The organism is Streptomyces sp. P6-2-1, from assembly GCF_050613165.1.
Classification (GTDB): Bacteria; Actinomycetota; Actinomycetes; order Streptomycetales; family Streptomycetaceae; genus Streptomyces.
The window spans coordinates 3,762,167-3,781,267 of sequence record NZ_CP192513.1 but is presented as its reverse complement, the minus strand read 5'-3'; the positions used below and the strand labels follow the sequence as shown (position 1 = coordinate 3,781,267).

At 69.2% G+C, this 19,101-nt stretch carries 8 protein-coding genes and 3 rRNA genes; 3 read left to right on the top strand and 8 right to left on the bottom strand.

The features are described 5' to 3' along the window. Positions 1–4: 4 nt before the first annotated feature. From ACQYWQ_RS16265 to ACQYWQ_RS16245, 5 genes are all read right to left on the bottom strand, one after another. On the bottom strand, positions 5–553 hold the full coding sequence (locus ACQYWQ_RS16265) for a GNAT family N-acetyltransferase (RefSeq protein ID WP_431035400.1): 549 nt from the start codon (positions 551–553) through the stop codon (positions 5–7). A 73-nt stretch (positions 554–626) separates the two neighbouring features. After that, a 5S ribosomal RNA gene (gene rrf, locus ACQYWQ_RS16260) occupies positions 627–743 on the bottom strand. A gap of 132 nt (positions 744–875) precedes the next feature. Further along, a 23S ribosomal RNA gene (locus tag ACQYWQ_RS16255) occupies positions 876–3,998 on the bottom strand. Between the two features lie 317 nt (positions 3,999–4,315). Then, positions 4,316–5,844, bottom strand: a 16S ribosomal RNA gene (locus ACQYWQ_RS16250). Together the 16S, 23S and 5S rRNA genes form the textbook arrangement of a ribosomal RNA operon. Before the next feature lie 774 nt (positions 5,845–6,618). Continuing rightward, entirely contained in the window at positions 6,619–7,167 is a 549-nt protein-coding gene (locus ACQYWQ_RS16245) for a MarR family winged helix-turn-helix transcriptional regulator (protein ID WP_431035399.1), read from the bottom strand. Between the two features lie 116 nt (positions 7,168–7,283). On the opposite strand from ACQYWQ_RS16245, the gene ACQYWQ_RS16240 reads away from it, so the two are divergent. Next, positions 7,284–8,636, top strand: coding sequence for an MFS transporter (locus ACQYWQ_RS16240; protein WP_431039217.1), 1,353 nt, complete (start codon positions 7,284–7,286; stop codon positions 8,634–8,636). A 73-nt stretch (positions 8,637–8,709) separates the two neighbouring features. Here the strand turns inward: ACQYWQ_RS16240 and ACQYWQ_RS16235 are convergent, their stop codons facing one another. Together ACQYWQ_RS16235 and ACQYWQ_RS16230 are read right to left on the bottom strand one after the other, a co-directional pair. Next, positions 8,710–10,395: an ATP-binding SpoIIE family protein phosphatase gene (locus ACQYWQ_RS16235; protein ID WP_431035397.1), complete on the bottom strand. Its 1,686-nt coding sequence runs from the start codon at positions 10,393–10,395 to the stop codon at positions 8,710–8,712. A 420-nt stretch (positions 10,396–10,815) separates the two neighbouring features. Beyond that, positions 10,816–12,105 (bottom strand): NAD(P)/FAD-dependent oxidoreductase, encoded by a 1,290-nt coding sequence (locus ACQYWQ_RS16230; RefSeq protein ID WP_431035396.1) that lies wholly within the window; start codon positions 12,103–12,105, stop codon positions 10,816–10,818. A 363-nt stretch (positions 12,106–12,468) separates the two neighbouring features. On the opposite strand from ACQYWQ_RS16230, the gene ACQYWQ_RS16225 reads away from it, so the two are divergent. Beyond that, positions 12,469–13,287: a TetR/AcrR family transcriptional regulator gene (locus ACQYWQ_RS16225; RefSeq protein WP_431035394.1), complete on the top strand. Its 819-nt coding sequence runs from the start codon at positions 12,469–12,471 to the stop codon at positions 13,285–13,287. 245 nt (positions 13,288–13,532) lie between these two features. Further along, complete coding sequence (locus tag ACQYWQ_RS16220; RefSeq protein ID WP_431035392.1) at positions 13,533–15,515, top strand: sigma-70 family RNA polymerase sigma factor; 1,983 nt, start codon at positions 13,533–13,535, stop codon at positions 15,513–15,515. A 60-nt stretch (positions 15,516–15,575) separates the two neighbouring features. On the opposite strand, the gene ACQYWQ_RS16215 is transcribed toward ACQYWQ_RS16220, so the two are convergent. Further along, the gene (locus ACQYWQ_RS16215; RefSeq protein ID WP_431035391.1) at positions 15,576–18,968 is read right to left on the bottom strand and encodes an ATP-binding protein; all 3,393 of its coding nucleotides are present in this window, start codon (positions 18,966–18,968) and stop codon (positions 15,576–15,578) included. Between the last annotated feature and the right edge of the window lie 133 nt (positions 18,969–19,101).

Genomic DNA, 19,101 nt, shown 5'->3' with positions numbered 1-19,101 from the left:
CACGCTACGGCGCCAGGGGCCCGTTCCACACGTATTCCAGTTCCTCACCCGTTCCCGCCTGGTCCGGAACCCGGTGCCCGGTGGCCACGAAGCCGAGCCTCTCGTACGCCGCGACCGCCCGACCGTTCTCGGCGTGCACGAACAGCCGCAGCCGCCCGGCCCCGACCTCACCGGCCCATTCGCGCACCGCCGCGACGAGCGGCCCCAGCACGCGCCCGCCTCCACGCTCTTCGGGCCGTACGTAGACCCCGACGAGCTGGGCCTGCCGCTCGTCGATGGGCAACCCGAAGTGGTCCTGCGCCCCGGGCTCCTCGACGATCCCCGCCGCCGACCCGATCCACCTGCCGTCCGGCGCGACAGCGGCGAACTGCCGACTCCTCACCCCGGCCCCGGAGTTCGCGGCCTGTTCCTTCCACAGCACGTCCGGCTTCCCCACCGCGTTCTCGTACGTGTCCAGAAAGGCCAGGTGCGCCACGGGGTCGCGCAGAGCGGCGAGCCGCAATTCCTTCGCCTGCGGCCAGTCGTCGGCAGTCACCACTCGTATGACGTTCATGCGGTCGAAGATACCTGTGAACGCAGAAAAGCCCCGCACCAAATGAATGGTGCGGGGCAATCCCACAATAATTGTTCGGCGGCGTCCTACTCTCCCACAAGGTCCCCCTTGCAGTACCATCGGCGCTTTGAGGCTTAGCTTCCGGGTTCGGAATGGGACCGGGCGTTTCCCTCACGCTATGACCACCGAAACCCTTTCAGACCCCCCGCACAAAGTACGGAGCTGAACAGGGTCAGCGAACAAGCACACTTTTCAATTAAGTGGTGTTCAAACCGACAACGCTGTTCGTTGTCTGGGAACAACACAGTGGACGCGAGCAACTGAGGACAAGCCCTCGGCCTATTAGTACCGGTCAACTCCACCCCTCACAGGGCTTCCATATCCGGCCTATCAACCCAGTCGTCTACTGGGAGCCTTACCCTCTCAAAGGAGGTGGGAACACTCATCTCGAAGCAGGCTTCCCGCTTAGATGCTTTCAGCGGTTATCCCTCCCGAACGTAGCCAACCAGCCATGCCCTTGGCAGAACAACTGGCACACCAGAGGTTCGTCCGTCCCGGTCCTCTCGTACTAGGGACAGCCCTTCTCAATATTCCTACGCGCACAGCGGATAGGGACCGAACTGTCTCACGACGTTCTAAACCCAGCTCGCGTACCGCTTTAATGGGCGAACAGCCCAACCCTTGGGACCGACTCCAGCCCCAGGATGCGACGAGCCGACATCGAGGTGCCAAACCATCCCGTCGATATGGACTCTTGGGGAAGATCAGCCTGTTATCCCCGGGGTACCTTTTATCCGTTGAGCGACGGCGCTTCCACAAGCCACCGCCGGATCACTAGTCCCGACTTTCGTCCCTGCTCGACCCGTCGGTCTCACAGTCAAGCTCCCTTGTGCACTTACACTCACCACCTGATTACCAACCAGGCTGAGGGAACCTTTGGGCGCCTCCGTTACTCTTTAGGAGGCAACCGCCCCAGTTAAACTACCCATCAGACACTGTCCCCGATCCGGATCACGGACCCGGGTTAGACATCCAGCACGACCAGAGTGGTATTTCAACAACGACTCCACAACCACTGGCGTGGCCGCTTCACAGTCTCCCACCTATCCTACACAAGCCGAACCGAACACCAATATCAAACTGTAGTAAAGGTCCCGGGGTCTTTCCGTCCTGCTGCGCGAAACGAGCATCTTTACTCGTAATGCAATTTCACCGGGCCTATGGTTGAGACAGTCGAGAAGTCGTTACGCCATTCGTGCAGGTCGGAACTTACCCGACAAGGAATTTCGCTACCTTAGGATGGTTATAGTTACCACCGCCGTTTACTGGCGCTTAAGTTCTCAGCTTCGCCAACCCGAAAGTCAGCTAACCGGTCCCCTTAACGTTCCAGCACCGGGCAGGCGTCAGTCCGTATACATCGCCTTACGGCTTCGCACGGACCTGTGTTTTTAGTAAACAGTCGCTTCTCGCTGGTCTCTGCGGCCACCCCCAGCTCACCGAGTAAATCGGATCACCAAGTGTGGCCCCCCTTCTCCCGAAGTTACGGGGGCATTTTGCCGAGTTCCTTAACCATAGTTCACCCGAACGCCTCGGTATTCTCTACCAGACCACCTGAGTCGGTTTAGGGTACGGGCCGCCATGAAACTCGCTAGAGGCTTTTCTCGACAGCATAGGATCATCCACTTCACCACAATCGGCTCGGCATCAGGTCTCAGGCACAAGCTACGCGGATTTACCTACGCAACGCCCTACACCCTTACCCCGGGACAACCACCGCCCGGGATGGACTACCTTCCTGCGTCACCCCATCACTCACCTACTACCAGCCTGGGTCACCGGCTCCACCACTCCCCTCAACTCCGAAGAGATCAGGGCGGCTTCACGGGCTTAGCATCACTGGATTCAATGTTTGACGCTTCACAGCGGGTACCGGAATATCAACCGGTTATCCATCGACTACGCCTGTCGGCCTCGCCTTAGGTCCCGACTTACCCTGGGCAGATCAGCTTGACCCAGGAACCCTTAGTCAATCGGCGCACACGTTTCTCACGTGTGAATCGCTACTCATGCCTGCATTCTCACTCGTGAACCGTCCACCACTCGCTTACACGGCAGCTTCACCCGGCACACGACGCTCCCCTACCCATCACAACACCCGTTAGGGCTTAACGCTGCAATGACACGACTTCGGCGGTACGCTTGAGCCCCGCTACATTGTCGGCGCGGAATCACTAGACCAGTGAGCTATTACGCACTCTTTCAAGGGTGGCTGCTTCTAAGCCAACCTCCTGGTTGTCTCTGCGACTCCACATCCTTTCCCACTTAGCGTACGCTTAGGGGCCTTAGTCGATGCTCTGGGCTGTTTCCCTCTCGACCATGGAGCTTATCCCCCACAGTCTCACTGCCGTGCTCTCACTTACCGGCATTCGGAGTTTGGCTAAGGTCAGTAACCCGGTAAGGCCCATCGCCTATCCAGTGCTCTACCTCCGGCAAGAAACACACGACGCTGCACCTAAATGCATTTCGGGGAGAACCAGCTATCACGGAGTTTGATTGGCCTTTCACCCCTAACCACAGGTCATCCCCCAGGTTTTCAACCCTGGTGGGTTCGGTCCTCCACGACCTCTTACAGCCGCTTCAACCTGCCCATGGCTAGATCACTCCGCTTCGGGTCTTGAGCGTGCTACTCAACCGCCCTATTCGGACTCGCTTTCGCTACGGCTTCCCCACACGGGTTAACCTCGCAACACACCGCAAACTCGCAGGCTCATTCTTCAAAAGGCACGCAGTCACGAGACACCAGCAAGCTGATGTCCGACGCTCCCACGGCTTGTAGGCACACGGTTTCAGGTACTATTTCACTCCGCTCCCGCGGTACTTTTCACCATTCCCTCACGGTACTATCCGCTATCGGTCACCAGGGAATATTTAGGCTTAGCGGGTGGTCCCGCCAGATTCACACAGGATTTCTCGGGCCCCGTGCTACTTGGGAATAATTCAAGTGAGCCGCCAGTGTTTCAGCTACGGGGGTCTTACCCTCTACGCCGGACCTTTCGCATGTCCTTCGCCTACACCAACGGTTTCTGACTCACCTCACGGCCGGCAGACCGCAAAAGAACAATCCCACAACCCCGCACATGCAACCCCTGCCGGGTATCACACACATACGGTTTGGCCTCATCCGGTTTCGCTCGCCACTACTCCCGGAATCACGGTTGTTTTCTCTTCCTGCGGGTACTGAGATGTTTCACTTCCCCGCGTTCCCTCCACACTGCCTATACATTCAGCAGCGGGTGACAGCCCATGACGACTGCCGGGTTTCCCCATTCGGACACCCCCGGATCAAAGCTCGGTTGACAGCTCCCCGGGGCCTATCGCGGCCTCCCACGTCCTTCATCGGTTCCTGGTACCAAGGCATCCACCGTGCGCCCTTAAAAACTTGGCCACAGATGCTCGCGTCCACTGTGCAGTTCTCAAACAACGACCAACCACCCATCACCCCGAGACCAAAAGCCTCAAGTTCACTGGGGTCGGCATGAGGAACAACCAAACGGCCGTACCCTCAGACACCCAACAACGTGCCCGACACCAGACCGGTGAGAAATCCCCGCGTTCCACGCCGAAGCAGTACTAGCAGTCCCTCACACACTCTGGTGCCGAATAGTCAACGTTCCACCCATGAGCAACCAGCATCGAACACTCGCCGATGTACTGGCCCCTTGACCCTCACTCCGAAGAGATCAGGTAAGAAGTGCTCCTTAGAAAGGAGGTGATCCAGCCGCACCTTCCGGTACGGCTACCTTGTTACGACTTCGTCCCAATCGCTGGTCCCACCTTCGACAGCTCCCTCCCACAAGGGGTTGGGCCACCGGCTTCGGGTGTTACCGACTTTCGTGACGTGACGGGCGGTGTGTACAAGGCCCGGGAACGTATTCACCGCAGCAATGCTGATCTGCGATTACTAGCAACTCCGACTTCATGGGGTCGAGTTGCAGACCCCAATCCGAACTGAGACCGGCTTTTTGAGATTCGCTCCACCTCGCGGTATCGCAGCTCATTGTACCGGCCATTGTAGCACGTGTGCAGCCCAAGACATAAGGGGCATGATGACTTGACGTCGTCCCCACCTTCCTCCGAGTTGACCCCGGCGGTCTCCCGTGAGTCCCCAACACCCCGAAGGGCTTGCTGGCAACACGGGACAAGGGTTGCGCTCGTTGCGGGACTTAACCCAACATCTCACGACACGAGCTGACGACAGCCATGCACCACCTGTACACCGACCACAAGGGGGCGACCATCTCTGGCCGTTTCCGGTGTATGTCAAGCCTTGGTAAGGTTCTTCGCGTTGCGTCGAATTAAGCCACATGCTCCGCTGCTTGTGCGGGCCCCCGTCAATTCCTTTGAGTTTTAGCCTTGCGGCCGTACTCCCCAGGCGGGGCACTTAATGCGTTAGCTGCGGCACGGACAACGTGGAATGTTGCCCACACCTAGTGCCCACCGTTTACGGCGTGGACTACCAGGGTATCTAATCCTGTTCGCTCCCCACGCTTTCGCTCCTCAGCGTCAGTATCGGCCCAGAGATCCGCCTTCGCCACCGGTGTTCCTCCTGATATCTGCGCATTTCACCGCTACACCAGGAATTCCGATCTCCCCTACCGAACTCTAGCCTGCCCGTATCGACTGCAGACCCGGGGTTAAGCCCCGGGCTTTCACAACCGACGTGACAAGCCGCCTACGAGCTCTTTACGCCCAATAATTCCGGACAACGCTTGCGCCCTACGTATTACCGCGGCTGCTGGCACGTAGTTAGCCGGCGCTTCTTCTGCAGGTACCGTCACTCTCGCTTCTTCCCTGCTGAAAGAGGTTTACAACCCGAAGGCCGTCATCCCTCACGCGGCGTCGCTGCATCAGGCTTTCGCCCATTGTGCAATATTCCCCACTGCTGCCTCCCGTAGGAGTCTGGGCCGTGTCTCAGTCCCAGTGTGGCCGGTCGCCCTCTCAGGCCGGCTACCCGTCGTCGCCTTGGTGAGCCATTACCTCACCAACTAGCTGATAGGCCGCGGGCTCATCCTGCACCGCCGGAGCTTTCCACCACCCTGGATGCCCAAGGCAGTGAGTATCCGGTATTAGACCCCGTTTCCAGGGCTTGTCCCAGAGTGCAGGGCAGATTGCCCACGTGTTACTCACCCGTTCGCCACTAATCCCCGCCCGAAAGCGGTTCATCGTTCGACTTGCATGTGTTAAGCACGCCGCCAGCGTTCGTCCTGAGCCAGGATCAAACTCTCCGTGAATGTTTTCCCGTAATCGGGATACCACCACGAGAGCGGAACCGGGAGAGGAATAATCCCCCAGGTTCACAGCGTCCTCGCTGTGTGTGTTTCAAAGGAACCTCAACCTCAGGCCGTAATGGCCATCGGTCGGGGTATCAACATATCTGGCGTTGACTTTTGGCACGCTGTTGAGTTCTCAAGGAACGGACGCTTCCTTCGTACTCACCCTCTCGGGCTTTCCTCCGGGCGTTTTCCCTTCGGTATTTCGTGTTTCCGACTCTATCAGACTCTCTCGGGCCCGATTTCCTCGGTGCTTTCCGGTTCCCGGACCGGCCTCTCGGCCTTTCCGTTTCCCTTTCGGCGTTTCCGACTCTATCAGATCCTCGCGGTTCTGATTCCCTGTCAGTTGGGGTTGTCTTCCCGGCCGTTTCCGGTCCGTTCCGACGTCCTGAACAGTAGTGGATTCTCGCCCGGACTCATAATCGAGCCGGTTCGGAAACGAATTCGGGCAGCGCGAAAAGAGACAACGCAGCCCGAAGACTTTCCCGCACGGGAAGTCGTACTGATCGAAGAGGGGGTGCCGCTCACGCGGCCAGATCGCCGTCACAGAGCTGTTACAACTCCGCGGCAACTCGTGGAACCTTACGGACCCGATCGGCCGATGTCAAACGTGAGCCGGGCCACAGGGACGGGCCCGGCGGAAGACACGTACCCCTGTCTGCGTTGGGCATGCCGTGCGAGAGATGGCGCGGAAGGGCGGCCGGGACAGGGCGCGGTTCGCGGGCACGCGACCGCTCAGTCGAGGTCGCTGAGCCGGCCGCCTGCGTCCGGCTGGGTCTCCTCGACCCTGCGCAGGAGCCGGGTCAGCATGCTGCCGAGGATGCTCCGCTCGCCGGAAGACAGGTCCTGGAGCAGGTCTTCCTCGAAGGCGGAGGCGAGGCTCATGGAGCGGAGCCACTTCTGCCGGCCCTCGTCGGTCAGCTCGACGATGACCCGCACCCTGTTCTGCTCGTCGCGGTCCCGGGTGACCAGACCCTCAGCGACCATCCGGTCGATGCGGTGGGTCATCGCGGCGGGAGTGAGGCCGAGCCGCTTCGCGAGATCCCCCGGGCCGAGCTGGTAGGGCGGCCCCGACAGGACGAGGGCCTTCACGACCTCCCAGTCCGCGTTGCTCATGTTCAGCTGCGCGCTCTGCCGCCCGTAGGCGACGTTCATGCGGCGGTTGAGGCGGCCGAGCGCCGAGACGATCTGCTCCACCTGCGGGTCGAGATCGCTGTACTCGCGCTGGTACGCGGCGATCTGCTCTTCGAGTGTCGGCTCCGGGGGGCCGGTCGTATCGCCCATGCCGCCGAGTATCGCATGCCCCGGCTTGGCATTGAAGTCCTTGAAGATGTACTCTTCAACACGAAACTTTAGCTTCGAAGTATTGAGACCTAAGGCAGGTGAAGGTGACCAGGGCAATGGGCATGGCCATGCGCAGGATTCAGGTGGGCAACGCGCTCAGCGCGTTCGGCATCGGGTTCACTGTCCCGTTCCTCTACGTCTACGTGGCGCAGACACGGGATCTCGGTGCCGGGGCAGCGGGGCTCGTGCTCGCCGTGTTCGCCGTAGCCGCGTTGGTCGTGCTGCCGTTCGTGGGCCGGGCCATCGACCGGCGCGGACCGCTTCCCGTACTCGTCGTCGCCTCGCTGCTCTCGGCCGCGGGCGCGATGGCGCTCGGCTTCTCCACGAACGAGGCCGCCGCGCTCGCCTCGGCCGCGCTGCTCGGTGCGGGTACGGCCGTGATGGCCCCCGCGCTCGCGACGATGGTCGTGTGGTGCTCGACGCCGCAGACCAGGACGCGCTCCTTCGCGACGCAGTTCTTCCTCCAGAACCTGGGCCTGGGCATAGGCGGGCTCGCCGGCGGCCAGCTCGTCGACGAGCACGACCCGTCCAGCTTCGTGCTGCTCTTCTCGATCGAGGCGGCCATGTTCCTCGTGCTCGCCGCGATCGCGGCGAGCACGCGCCTGCCGCGTGCGGTCGGGTTGAGCGAGAGCGTCCCCGCCGGTGACGGTGCCAAGCGCGGGATGCGGTCGCTGCTCAAGGACCGGGCGATGGTGCAGCTGTCCGTCCTCGGCTTCGTGATCTTCTTCGCCTGCTACGGGCAGTTCGACTCCGGCCTGGCGGCGTACGGCGTGGAGGCGGCCGGGGTCTCGGCATCGACCCTCGGTGTGGCGCTCGCGGCGAACACCGCGGTGATCGTCGTGGCGCAGTTCGCCGTGCTGAAGCTCGTGGAGCGGCGACGGCGCAGCCGTGTCATCGCGCTCGTGGGGCTCATCTGGGCCTTCGCCTGGGCCGTCGCCGGCTTCGCCGGCCTCGGCCACGGCAGTCAGGCGATGGCGACGGCGGCGTTCATCTCCACGTACGGACTCTTCGGGCTCGGCGAGTCGATGCTCTCGCCCACCGTGGCGCCGCTCGTCGCCGACCTCGCGCCCGGGGGCATGGTCGGTCAGTACAACTCGGCGTTCGCGCTGGTCAAACAGCTCGCGCTGGCCGTGGGCCCGGCGATCGGAGGTCCGATGGCGGCGTCCCTGCACACCCCGTACATCCTGACCTTCCTGTTGTTCTCGCTGGTCATCACGGTGCTCGCGCTGCGGATGGGGGCGCGGCTCACGGCGGTGCAGGACCGTCCGTACGGGGCGAAGTCGCGGGTTGTCGCGGTGAGCCCCGCGGCGGAGGGCGGACTGATACCCGCCGCCGAGGAGGCGCCGCTGCCACTCGACGCGCGCGAGTCCAGCACGACGGGCGAGAACCCCGCCCCCGCCGGGATCTGACGCACACCGGACGCGTCAGGACCCGAGAGAACGCGGTCGGGCCGGGACCGGAGCGGCCCCGGTTCCTGAGGGTTCAGGAACCGGGCGGCGTGCGCTTCGCCGGGAGGGCGAACTCGCACCAGACCGCCTTGCCGCCGCCGGGGATGCGGCGACAGCCCCAGGCCGAGGAGACGTGGGCGACGATCGCGATGCCGCGGCCCGCCTCGTCGACGGGTTCGGCGCGACGGCGGCGCGGGAGGTGGTCGTCCCCGTCGGTGACTTCGACGATGAGGCGGCGGTCGGTACGGCGCAGACGGAGGCGCATGGGCGGGGCACCGTGCTGGAGGGAGTTCGCGACGAGTTCGCTCGCGGCGAGGACACCCATGTCGTGAAGTTCCGGCGGGCAGCGCCAGCTGCTGAGGACGCCGGTGGCGAAGGCGCGGGCGCGCGGCGTGGCCTCGACGCCTCCGAGGAGTTCGAGAGTCGCGTTGCGGAAGAGGTCGGCGTCCGCGCCGTCGCGCGCCGGGTGCTCGACGACGAGGACGGCGACGTCGTCGTCGTGCGCGGCGGTGACGCCGAGGGCGCGCAGGAGGCGGTCGCAGATGACCTGGGGGGTGCCGCTCGCGCCGGCGAGGGCGTCGGCGAGTGCTGAGACGCCTTGGTCGATGTCCTGGTCACGGCGTTCGACGAGGCCGTCGGTGTAGAGCACGGCGGTGGAGCCGGGGGTGAGGGGTACGGAGCCTGAGGCGTGCAGCCAGCCGCCGGTGCCGAGCGGGGGTCCGGTGGGTTCCTCGGCCCGGTGGATGACGCCGTTCTCGTCGCGGACGAGGATCGGGAGGTGTCCGGCGGAGGCGTAGACGAGGCGCCCCTCGTTGGGGTCGTGGACGGCGTAGACGCACGTGGCGATCTGGGTCGCGTCGATCTCTGCCGCGAGTCCGTCGAGGAGTTGCAGGACCTCGTGCGGGGGCAGGTCGAGGCGGGCGTAGGCGCGGACGGCGGTGCGGAGCTGTCCCATGACGGCGGCGGCACGTACGCCGCGGCCCATCACGTCGCCGATGACGAGGGCGGTGCGGCCGCCACCGAGGGTGATCACGTCGTACCAGTCGCCGCCGACCGCGGCCTCGGTGCCGCCGGGCTGGTACGTCGCCGCGATGCGCAGGTCGTCGGGTTGTTCCAGCTCCTGCGGGAGCAGGGAGCGCTGGAGCGTGACGGCGGTCTCGCGCTGGCTGCGTTCGCTGGCGCGCAGGCGTTCGGCGGCCTCGGCGTGGTCGGTGACATCGGTGGCGAAGACGAGGATCGCGGTGTCCGGGGGACCGTTCGGGTCTTCGGACGGTACGGAGACGGGGGCGCACGTGAAGGTGTAGCTGTGGCCGTCGGGGGCCTTGCGGGACTTGACCGTGCGGGGGCGGCCCGAGCGGTGGACCTGGTCGAGCAGCGGGAGCAGGCCGAGGGCGGCGAGTTCGGGGAGTGCCTCCTGCGCCGGGGTGCCGGTGGCCTCGTCAGGGGGCGCGCCGAAGGCGGTGCGGTACGCCTCGTTGACGTGGAGGAGGCGGTGGTCCGCGCCGTGCAGGAGGGCGGTGAGGGCGGGGGCGTGCTCCAGGAGTTCGCGGGCGGGCAGCCGGTCGACGGTGGGGGCCGGGGATACCGGCTCCGGGGCGCTGTCGGCCGGGCTTTCGCCGTGCTCCCGCGCGCGGGCTGCGGGGACGGCGCCCCGGTCGGTCCGTGCGGCGGCGCGACGCTGCGTGCCGGGAAGCCGGGCGCTCCAGCGCGTGAAGTTCACCGAGTCTCGCCTCGTGGTGTCGGGGTCGTCGTACATCGTGCGGGTGCGGTGGGCGGCGGCCGTCGCCCCGGGTACGGGCGGCGGTACCGGTCCGGTGCGGGGCCGGTGGTGTCCGGAGCCTGTGAAGGTACCGAACGCCGGGGAGGGTGGGCAGGGCGCGGCGCGGGGAGCCGGGCGGGTCGGGCCTCCTCCGTCACCCCTCAGACGGACGGCGCTCGCGGGGAGTTCCGGTCTGGCGGGGTGGCGCCGCTTTCGGGTTGCGCGGGGCGCTCGGGGGGTGGTGCGTGACGCGGCGTGCGCGGGGGTGGCGCGCTTGTGCCGGGACGGTTTCGGACCGGTCGTGCCTCGTGGGCAACGGATGGCGTCCGGTTGGTGCGGGCGGTTCGTGGCAGGTCTGCCGTGCCGTGGTGGGCCCGGGGATCAGGGCGGTTCGCCCGGGTCGGCCTCGGGGGCTCCGAGGGCGACGGGCTCGCGCGGGAAGAGTGTGGTGAAGGCCCACTCGGTGAGGACGCGGCCCTTGCGCCGGGCGGTGGGCAACCGGCTGAGGTGGTGGGCGCGGAGCAGGATTGCGGCGGGGCGCCCGGTGAGGGTGCGGCCGTGGAGGCGGGCGAGGCCGTCGTGCGGGCCGAGTGCCACGTACGGGCCCTCGTTCTTCTCCTCGTACGGGCGTGTCGGCTCGCCGCGCAGGGTGGCGAGGAGATTGCCGGCGAGGGTGTGGGCCTGGCCGTGGGCGTGTCCGGCGTGCGGGGCACAGGTGGCGCCCGGGGTTCCGGGGTCGGGGACGGCCGCGGTGTCTCCCGCGGCCCAGGTGTGCGGGGTGCCGGTGACGGCGAGATCGGGGGCGCAGCGCAGGCGCCCTTCGGGGGTGAGTGGGAGCGCGGGGGTGGTGAGGAGGGGATGGGATGGTGCGCCGGGAGCGCGGAGGGCGCTCGGTGTGTGCGCGAGGGTGCGGGTGGCGAGGGAGTCGCCGTCGCCGAGGACGAGGAGCCCGGGGCGGTACGTACGGAGCGCGGTGCCGAGCCGGATCTCGGCGCCGGCGCGGCGCAGGGCGCGCGACGCGTACGTAGCGATGTCCGCAGGGGCCTCGGGAAGCAGCCGTTCGCCGGGCTCGGCGAGGACCCAGCGCAGGTCTGCCGGGCGCAGTCCCGGGTAGTGCGTGAGGGCGCGCTCGGCCATGTCGCGGAGCGCGGTGAGCGCGTCGACGCCCGCGTACCCGCCGCCGAGGAAGACGAAGCAGAGCGCGGCCTCGCGCACGGCCGGGTCGCGGGTCGACGAGGCGAGGTCGAGCTGGGCGAGGACGTGGGAGCGCAGCGCGAGGGCGTCGGCCAGGCTGTGCAGCGGGAGGGCGTGGGGCGGCGGTGGCGCGGGAGCGGTGCCGGGGGTGAGGACGAGTTCGTCGTACGGGACCGGCGCCGCCTCGGGTCCGGCCGGTGTACGTATGTACACCGTACGCGCGGCGAGGTCGAGGGATACGGCCTCGCCGAGGAGCAGCCGGGTCGTGCGCAGGACGCGGCGGAGCGGGACGAGGACGTGGCGCGGGGAGAGGGTGCCGGCCGCCGCGGCGGCGAGCAGGGGGCGGTAGGTGAGGTAGGGCTCGGGGGTGACGAGCCGGACCTCGGCGCGGGGCGCCCCGGCGGCGCGCAGCAGGCGCTCCAGGCGCAGCGCGGTGTACGTACCGGCGTGACCGCCACCGATCACGAGAATGCGCACGGGTTCCTTCACCACCCCATGAGGCAACGGCACTTCGGGTTTGTCCACAGGCCCCGCAATTCATATGACTGGCAATCAGAAGACTTATGAGCGGGGCGAAGAGCGGGGAAAAACGGTGTTCCCGCAGGTCGGCACGGGTGGTACGGGTGAGGTGGACAGGGGTGCGGGGTGGGGGGCCAGCAGGTGTGTGCCGTGGGGTGTTTTCTGTCCGGAACGGGACCCTTCTGAATTGCCCGGCACTCAACTATGTTCGTAAGTCGCCGGAGCGGCGTGGGTGCGCTCCCGGGGAAACGGACCGTTCCTCACGTTCCGGCCGCAGCTGAGGGAGTCTCCGGGGGGAGACCCCACGACCGGGGGAACAGCATGGAGATACGGGATGCGCAATGGCCGGCGGCACGGATCACTCCGGGGGCGGTGACGGCGGGAACGCCGGCGGGTTTCCGGGGCGGGCCACAGCCGCCGCGCGGGGTGCGGGCGGCTTCACGGACGGCACCGCTGCGCGTGGACGCGCAACGAAATCTGGAGCACGTGCTGCGCGCGGCGCGTGAGGTGTTCGGCGAGTCGGGCTACGGCGCGCCGATGGAGGACGTGGCCCGGCGCGCGCGGGTGGGTGTCGGGACGGTGTACCGGCGTTTCCCCAGCAAGGACGTGCTGGTGCGGCGAATCGCCGAGGAGGAGACGGCGCGGCTCACGGAGCAGGCGCGTTCCGCGCTCGGTCAGGAGGAGGAGCCGTGGTCGGCCCTCTCGCGGTTCCTGCGCATGTCGGTGGCCTCGGGCGCGGGGCGGCTGCTGCCGCCGCAGGTGCTGCGGGTCGTTCCGGCGACCGGCGCGGGGGCCTCGGCTGGTCTGGGTGCGGGTCCTGGGCCGGGCGGCGTTCCCGGTGGCGGTGGGGCGGCGGAGGCGCAGCGGGTGCCGCCGCAGCGCGGGGCGCTCGCCGACGGGGCGGCGACGGCGGGTGCCGCCGAGGAATCCGGGGCCGCCGTGCTGCTCGACGTCGTGGGCCGGCTCGTCGAACGGGCGCGCAAGGCAGGCGAGTTGCGCGAGGACGTGACGGTCTCGGACATCCTCCTCGTGATCGCCACGGCCGCGCCCGCGCTGCCCGATCCGGAGCAGCAGGCGGCCGCGTCGACACGGCTGCTCGACATCCTGCTCGAAGGACTGCGGAGCCGGCCGCTGGAGTGAAGGCGCCTCGCGCGACGGCGCGGTGAGCCCTGGGGCGGCTCGTACCGCCTCAAGAGTCACCGCGCCGCTTTGCGCGTTCATCCGTTCGGGTGAGAATTGCGGGGCGATGCGCATCGGTGTTCCCGCAGTTCAGACGCGACACGGGCCCGCCCGGAGGCCACTTCTGCGCCGCCCCGCGCCGTCGCCGACCGTGCGACTCTGTACCGAAGTCTGGATCTTCGCGTCGGTACGGGGGCGTTTTCGCGGTGAGCAAGAAGGACCGGTCCGAGCCACGGACCGGTGCGGGGGACGCGGGGACCGGCACGGGGGGCGTCGGGGGCCCGGCGCGCGAGACCGTGCCGGGGCAGGGGCGTGGGGGCCGCGAGAGCAGCAGCGGTACGGGGCAGGACGGAGTGCGGGCGCACGTGCCGCGGCAGGGCGGACACCCGGCGGTCGGGGACGGCGACCTGTTGCAACGGGCGCGCGGCGGGGACGAGGCGGCATACGGGGAGCTGTACCAGCGGCACGCGGAGGGGGTACGGCGTTACGCCCGTACCTGCTGCCGGGACAGGGACACGGCCGATGACCTGACGGCCGAGGTCTTCGCGCGCACGCTCGCTGCGCTGCGGCGGGGCGCGGGCCCCGAGTACGCGATGCGCGCGTACCTGCTGACGACGGTGCGCCGGGTCGCCGCCGACTGGACGAAGACGGCCAGGCGTGAGCACCTGGTCGACGACTTCGCGGTGTTCGCCGCGCAGGCGGCGCGCACCGCGAGCGCGGACGAGGACACCCTCGACCTCGGCGCCGACGTGCTCGCGATGCACGAGGCCGAGCAGTCGATGGCGGTCCGTGCCTTTCGCAGCCTGCCCGAGCGCTGGCAGGCGGTGCTGTGGCACACGGAGGTCGAGGACGAGTCTCCGAGCGAGGTCGCCGTGCTCTTCGGGCTCGACGCGAACGGCACCCGTGTGCTCGCGAGCCGGGCGCGCGAGGGCCTCAAGCAGGCGTACCTCCAGGCGCACGTGAGCGCGACGCGGACGGCGAGCGAGGGCTGCGCGGCATACGCGGACCGGCTCGGCGCCTACGCGCGAGGGGGCCTGCGCAGCCGCGCCGAGCGGGGGCTGCGCAAGCACCTGGAGGAGTGCGCGGAGTGCCGGCTCGCGGCCTCGCAGGTCAAAGAGGTCGCGAGGGGCATCCCCGGGCTCGTGCCTGTCGCGGTCATCGGCTGGTTCGGTGCGGCGGGGTACGGGAAGGCGCTCGCGCTCATCGGGGGAGCGGCGGGGGCCGGGGCGGCCGGTTCGGCGGCCGCCGCAGGTGGGGGCGGCGCGGCCTCGGAGGGAGTGGGCGCGCCGGTGAAGGCGGGGATCGCGGCGGGCGTGGTCGCCACGGCAGCGGTCGCGCTCGTACTCGTACTCACCGCGCAGGAACAGGACCGGAAACACCCCGAGCGGCCGCCCGTCCCCGACGCGAACCCACCGGCGGTGCAGCCGCTCGTGCCGAGCCCCACGCCGCCGTACCACCCGGCTCCCGTCGCTGCCGAGCCGAGTCCACCGCGGGTCTCCGCACCGCCGCGCGCCCCGGAACCGGCTCCCCCGACGCCCCGGCCCGCCCCCGCATCGCCGACCCCGACGCCACCGTCCCGGCCCTCCCCCAGCCCGGCACCCGCCTCGCCTACCCCGACGCCGCCGACGCCTCCGACGCCTCCCGTCGAGCCGGTCGAGTACCGGTGGAGCACGTTGCCGTACGGGCTCACGGGGGACGGCACGGGGCCGGAGATGCGGCTCAGCGGGAGTCCGGTGTGGCAGCGGCCCGACGGGATGTCGATCGGGGGGACGCGGTACGGGCACGGGGTGAGTGTGCGGGTCCCTTCCGAAACGACGATCGACCTCAACCGCACGTGCACGCGCTACGAGGCGTACGCGGGACTGGACGATATGACCCTGGGCATCGGCGCGGCCCGCTTCGCCGTCTGGGCCGACGGGGTCCGGCTGTGGCGCTCGGGCGTGCTGCGGGGCGGCGAGCCCGCGGTTCCCGTACGCGTGGGTATCGAGGGACGGCGAACGGTGCGGCTCGTCGTGGAGGCCGTCGACCCGGCCGAGGGGGGCTCGGCCGCGGGGCTCGCGGCTGGGGACGGCGAGGACGGCGGGGACGGCGGGGACGGCCCAGGGATCGGGGCCGCGCGCGAGACCTTGGGGCACTTGGGACGGCTGGGTGTGGCGGACTGGGCGGGGTCCCGGTTCGCCTGCGAGTGAGCGGGCGAGGGGCGAGGGTACGCGGCAGGGTGCGGGCGCCGCCGCCGGGCGAGGCGCGGGTCAGGCGATGAGGTCGGCCGGCGTGAGGGAGGTGGTCCCGCTGACGGCTGCGGCGTGGGCGTCGGGGCCGAGTGCGGTGCGGGTGGCCGTGGTGACGCGAGTGGCGAGGGCCGCTTCGTGGGGGCCGCGGGCGTGGGGGCCGCGTAGGCGGGTGGCGAGAGTGAGGGCGTGGACGGCGCGGGTGTGGTCGCCGGTGTCGGTAAGGAGGAGGGCGCCGGTTTCGAGGAGCGAGGCGGTGATGCTGCCGGAGAGGTGCGCGGAGACGGCGGCTGCAAGGGCTTCGCGCCACTGCGGGAGTGCCGCCGCGGGGCCGTCGAGCGCGGCCCGTACCCGTATCCGTGTGTCGGCGAAGGCGGCCATCCAGGTGGGCGGGCCGCCTGCCGTGCCGCCCACGGCCCGTAGTTCCTCGCACAGGGCCTCGGCCTCGTGTGGATTGCCGTCCTCCAGGGCCAGGCGGGCGCGGAGCAGGATGAGGAAGGCGTGCGCGTCGAGTGCGGCGGTCTCCTCGGCGACGGCGGCGGCGCGCGCCATGTGTTCCTCGGCGCGCGGGCGGTCGCCGGCGTGGTGGGCTATCTCGGCGAGGCGGGCGAGGAGGAAGGGGGTCTCGGCGAAGGCGCCGACCTCCTGGGCGAGGTGCAAGGCCTCCTCGCACTCGGCGCGCGCGTCCTCGTAGCGCCCCTGGGCCATCGCCAGCTCCGCGCGGGCGCTGGCGACCTGCGCGCCCAGCCAGCGGTCGCCGGTCCGGACGCAGAGGGACTGGAGTTCGGTCAGGTCGTCCTCGGCGTCGGCGTTCTCGCGCGGGGCGTCGACAGTGATGTGCGCGCGGAACATGAGGGCGACGGCCAGTTCCCAGTCGGCGCCGAGGCGACGGCAGCGGTCCACGGCCGCGTCGATGAGCGGGTAGGCGTCCTCGCTCGTGTCGAGGAAGAAGGGGGCGAAGGCCGCGAGCAGGCCCGGGAAGACGGTGGCCTCCGGCGCGTCGGCCTCGGCGAAGACGCCGCGCAGCTCGGTCACGTAAGCACGGGCCGACGGGCTGAGGCGCTCGTGCTCCTGGTCGGTCTCGGAGGCGAGGAAGAGGTGGAGCATGCGCAGGTGGAGTCGCGGCCAGTAACGCGGGTCGTCCGGAGGGACGCCGGGTCGCGCCCCGGTCGGGGCCGTCCGGCCCGTACCGTCTTCGGTGCGTCTGTGGCGGACGCGCAGTTCGGCGACGGCGGCGGGGACGCCACCGGCGACCACCATCGCGCGCTCGGCCCACTCGGCTCCCTCGATGCGGTGGTTGCGCAGCCACCAGAACCAGCCGCAGCCGAGCACGAGGGCGGCCGCGTCCTCCTCGTCGCCTGCGGCGAGGGTGCGGGCGAGAGCGGCACGAATGTTGTCGAGTTCGGTCTCCAGGCGTGCGATCCAGGGCAGTTGTTCACCCGAACGAATGAGGGGTTCGGCGGTGGTGACGAGCGCGCGGTAGTACGCGGTGTGGCGGCGCCCGGCCGCGGCGGCGCGGTCCGTGTCCTCGGCGGCGCGCTCGACCGCGTACTCGTGGATCGTCTCCAGCATGCGGAAGCGCATGCCCGTGCCGTCCGGCTCCGGACTCGCGACGACGAGTGACTTGTCGACGAGCGCGCCGACGAGGAGATCGGCGGGGCCCGTACAAACGGCCTCGGCGGCGGAGAGGTCCCAGCCCCCGGCGAAGACGGACAGTTCGCGCAGGGCGTCGTGCTCCTCCTCGTCGAGGAGTTCCCAGGACCAGTCGACGACGGCGCGCAGGGTCTGCTGGCGGGGCAGCACCGTGCGGCTGCCGCCGGTCAGGAGCCGGAAACGGTCGTCGAGCCGCTCGGCGAGCTGGCGGGGGCCGAGGAGGCGCAGGCGCGCGGCGGCGAGTTCGATCGCGAGCGGCAGCCCGTCGAGGCGGCGGCAGATCTCGGCGACCGCGTCGGGGTCCTCGGCGACGGTGAAGCCGGGGCGCACGGCGGCGCCGCGTTCACCGAAGAGCCGGACCGCTTCGGCGGCGGGCAGCGGGTCGACGGGCCGAACGGCCTCGCCGGGTACGCCGAGGGGTTCGCGGCTCGTGGCGAGCACGGTGAGTCCCGGGCAGCGCGTGAGGAGGGTCTCGGCGAGGCGCGCGGCGGCCTCGATGACGTGCTCGCAGTTGTCCAGGACGAGCAGCACTTCGCGGCCCGCGCAGTACTCGACGAGCAGCTCGACGGGATCGGCGGTGGCCACGGGCCGCTCGGGGGCGGTGCGCAGCACCGTCTCGCGCACACCGAGCGCGCTGACGACGGCGGCGGGGACGTCCTCGGGGCGGTCGAGGGGGGCGAGTTCCGCCATGCGGATGTGGGGGTGGGGGTGGGCGTGGGGGTGGGCGTGGGGTGCGGTGGCGCGCCGGGGGACGCCTGCGGGGGCGGGCCGTGGGGGTTCGCCGGGCGTGGGCCGAGACGGGTCGCCCGTGGTGGGCACATTTTCGGACGGGTAGCCGAGGGCGGCCTCTTCGGCGAGGCGGGTCTTCCCCGAGCCACCGGGACCCGTGAGCGTGACGAGCCGGGATGCGCGCAGTGCGGCGCGGATGCTCTCGATCTCTCGCGCGCGGCCGACGAAGGAGGTGAGCCTGCGGCGGATGCCGGTGGTGGGGACGGGGCTCTCGACGGGCGGGGGCGCGACGGGCGCCGGGTCGGGGGCTGTCGTCTCGCGGAGGAGTTCCGCGTGGAGGGTGCGGAGTTCGTGGCCGGGGTCGGTGCCGAGGTGTTCGGCGAGGGTGCGGCGGAGGTCTTCGTACGCGGCGAGGGCGTCGGCGGGCCGGCCGTCCGCGCGCAGGGCGCGGAGCAGGAGACCGTGGAGGCGTTCGTCGTACGGGTGGGCGGCGGTCAGCCCGCGCAGCTCGGGTACGAGCGCGGCGGCGCGCCCCGCGCCGAGGTCGGCCTCGACCCGACGGCGTACTGCGGTGTGCCGCAGGTCCTCCGCGTGCCGGGCCTCCGCCGCGGCCTCGGGCAAGTCCGCGAGGGCGGGGCCGCGCCACAGTCCGAGCGCCGCACGCAGGATCTCGGCCGCTTTCTCGTAGGAGTGCGCGTCGAGCGCGGCGGAGCCCTCGCCGAGCAGGTCGTCGAATCGGTACAGGTCGATGTCGCTCCGCTCAGCGACGAGCCGGTAGCCGCCTGGTCCCGAGACGAGTGCCTCGTGCCCGAGGACCCTGCGCAACCGGCCGACGAGCGCCTGGAGCGCGGCCCCCGCGTCACGTGGCGGCTCGCCGCCCCACACCTCGTCCATGAGCGTCCCCGCGGCCACTTCGCGTCCAGGTCGCAGCGCGAGCGCGGCGAGCAGCGCGCGCAGCCTGGCACCGCCGAGCGGCACGGGGGTGCCGTCGGGGGTGCGGGCCTCGGTGGCTCCGAGGATGTGGTATCTCACCCGGCCATTGTCCATGAGGGGTGGGGGATGGGAACGAATGTTCAGGTGGTGGGGGTGGGGAGGGCGGGGGGCTGTTGCGGGTGGGTCAGGGCATGCCCCCACCCACCCGGGGGGGCTCCCCTGCATCCATTCT

What these genes read in the sequence shown, in the direction of transcription:
- ACQYWQ_RS16265 (WP_431035400.1), bottom strand. Translation starts at nt 553, where the DNA reads ATGAACGTCATACGAGTGGTGACTGCCGACGACTGGCCGCAGGCGAAG.
- ACQYWQ_RS16245 (WP_431035399.1), bottom strand. Translation starts at nt 7,167, where the DNA reads ATGGGCGATACGACCGGCCCCCCGGAGCCGACACTCGAAGAGCAGATC.
- ACQYWQ_RS16240 (WP_431039217.1), top strand. Translation starts at nt 7,284, where the DNA reads ATGGGCATGGCCATGCGCAGGATTCAGGTGGGCAACGCGCTCAGCGCG.
- ACQYWQ_RS16225 (WP_431035394.1), top strand. Translation starts at nt 12,469, where the DNA reads ATGGAGATACGGGATGCGCAATGGCCGGCGGCACGGATCACTCCGGGG.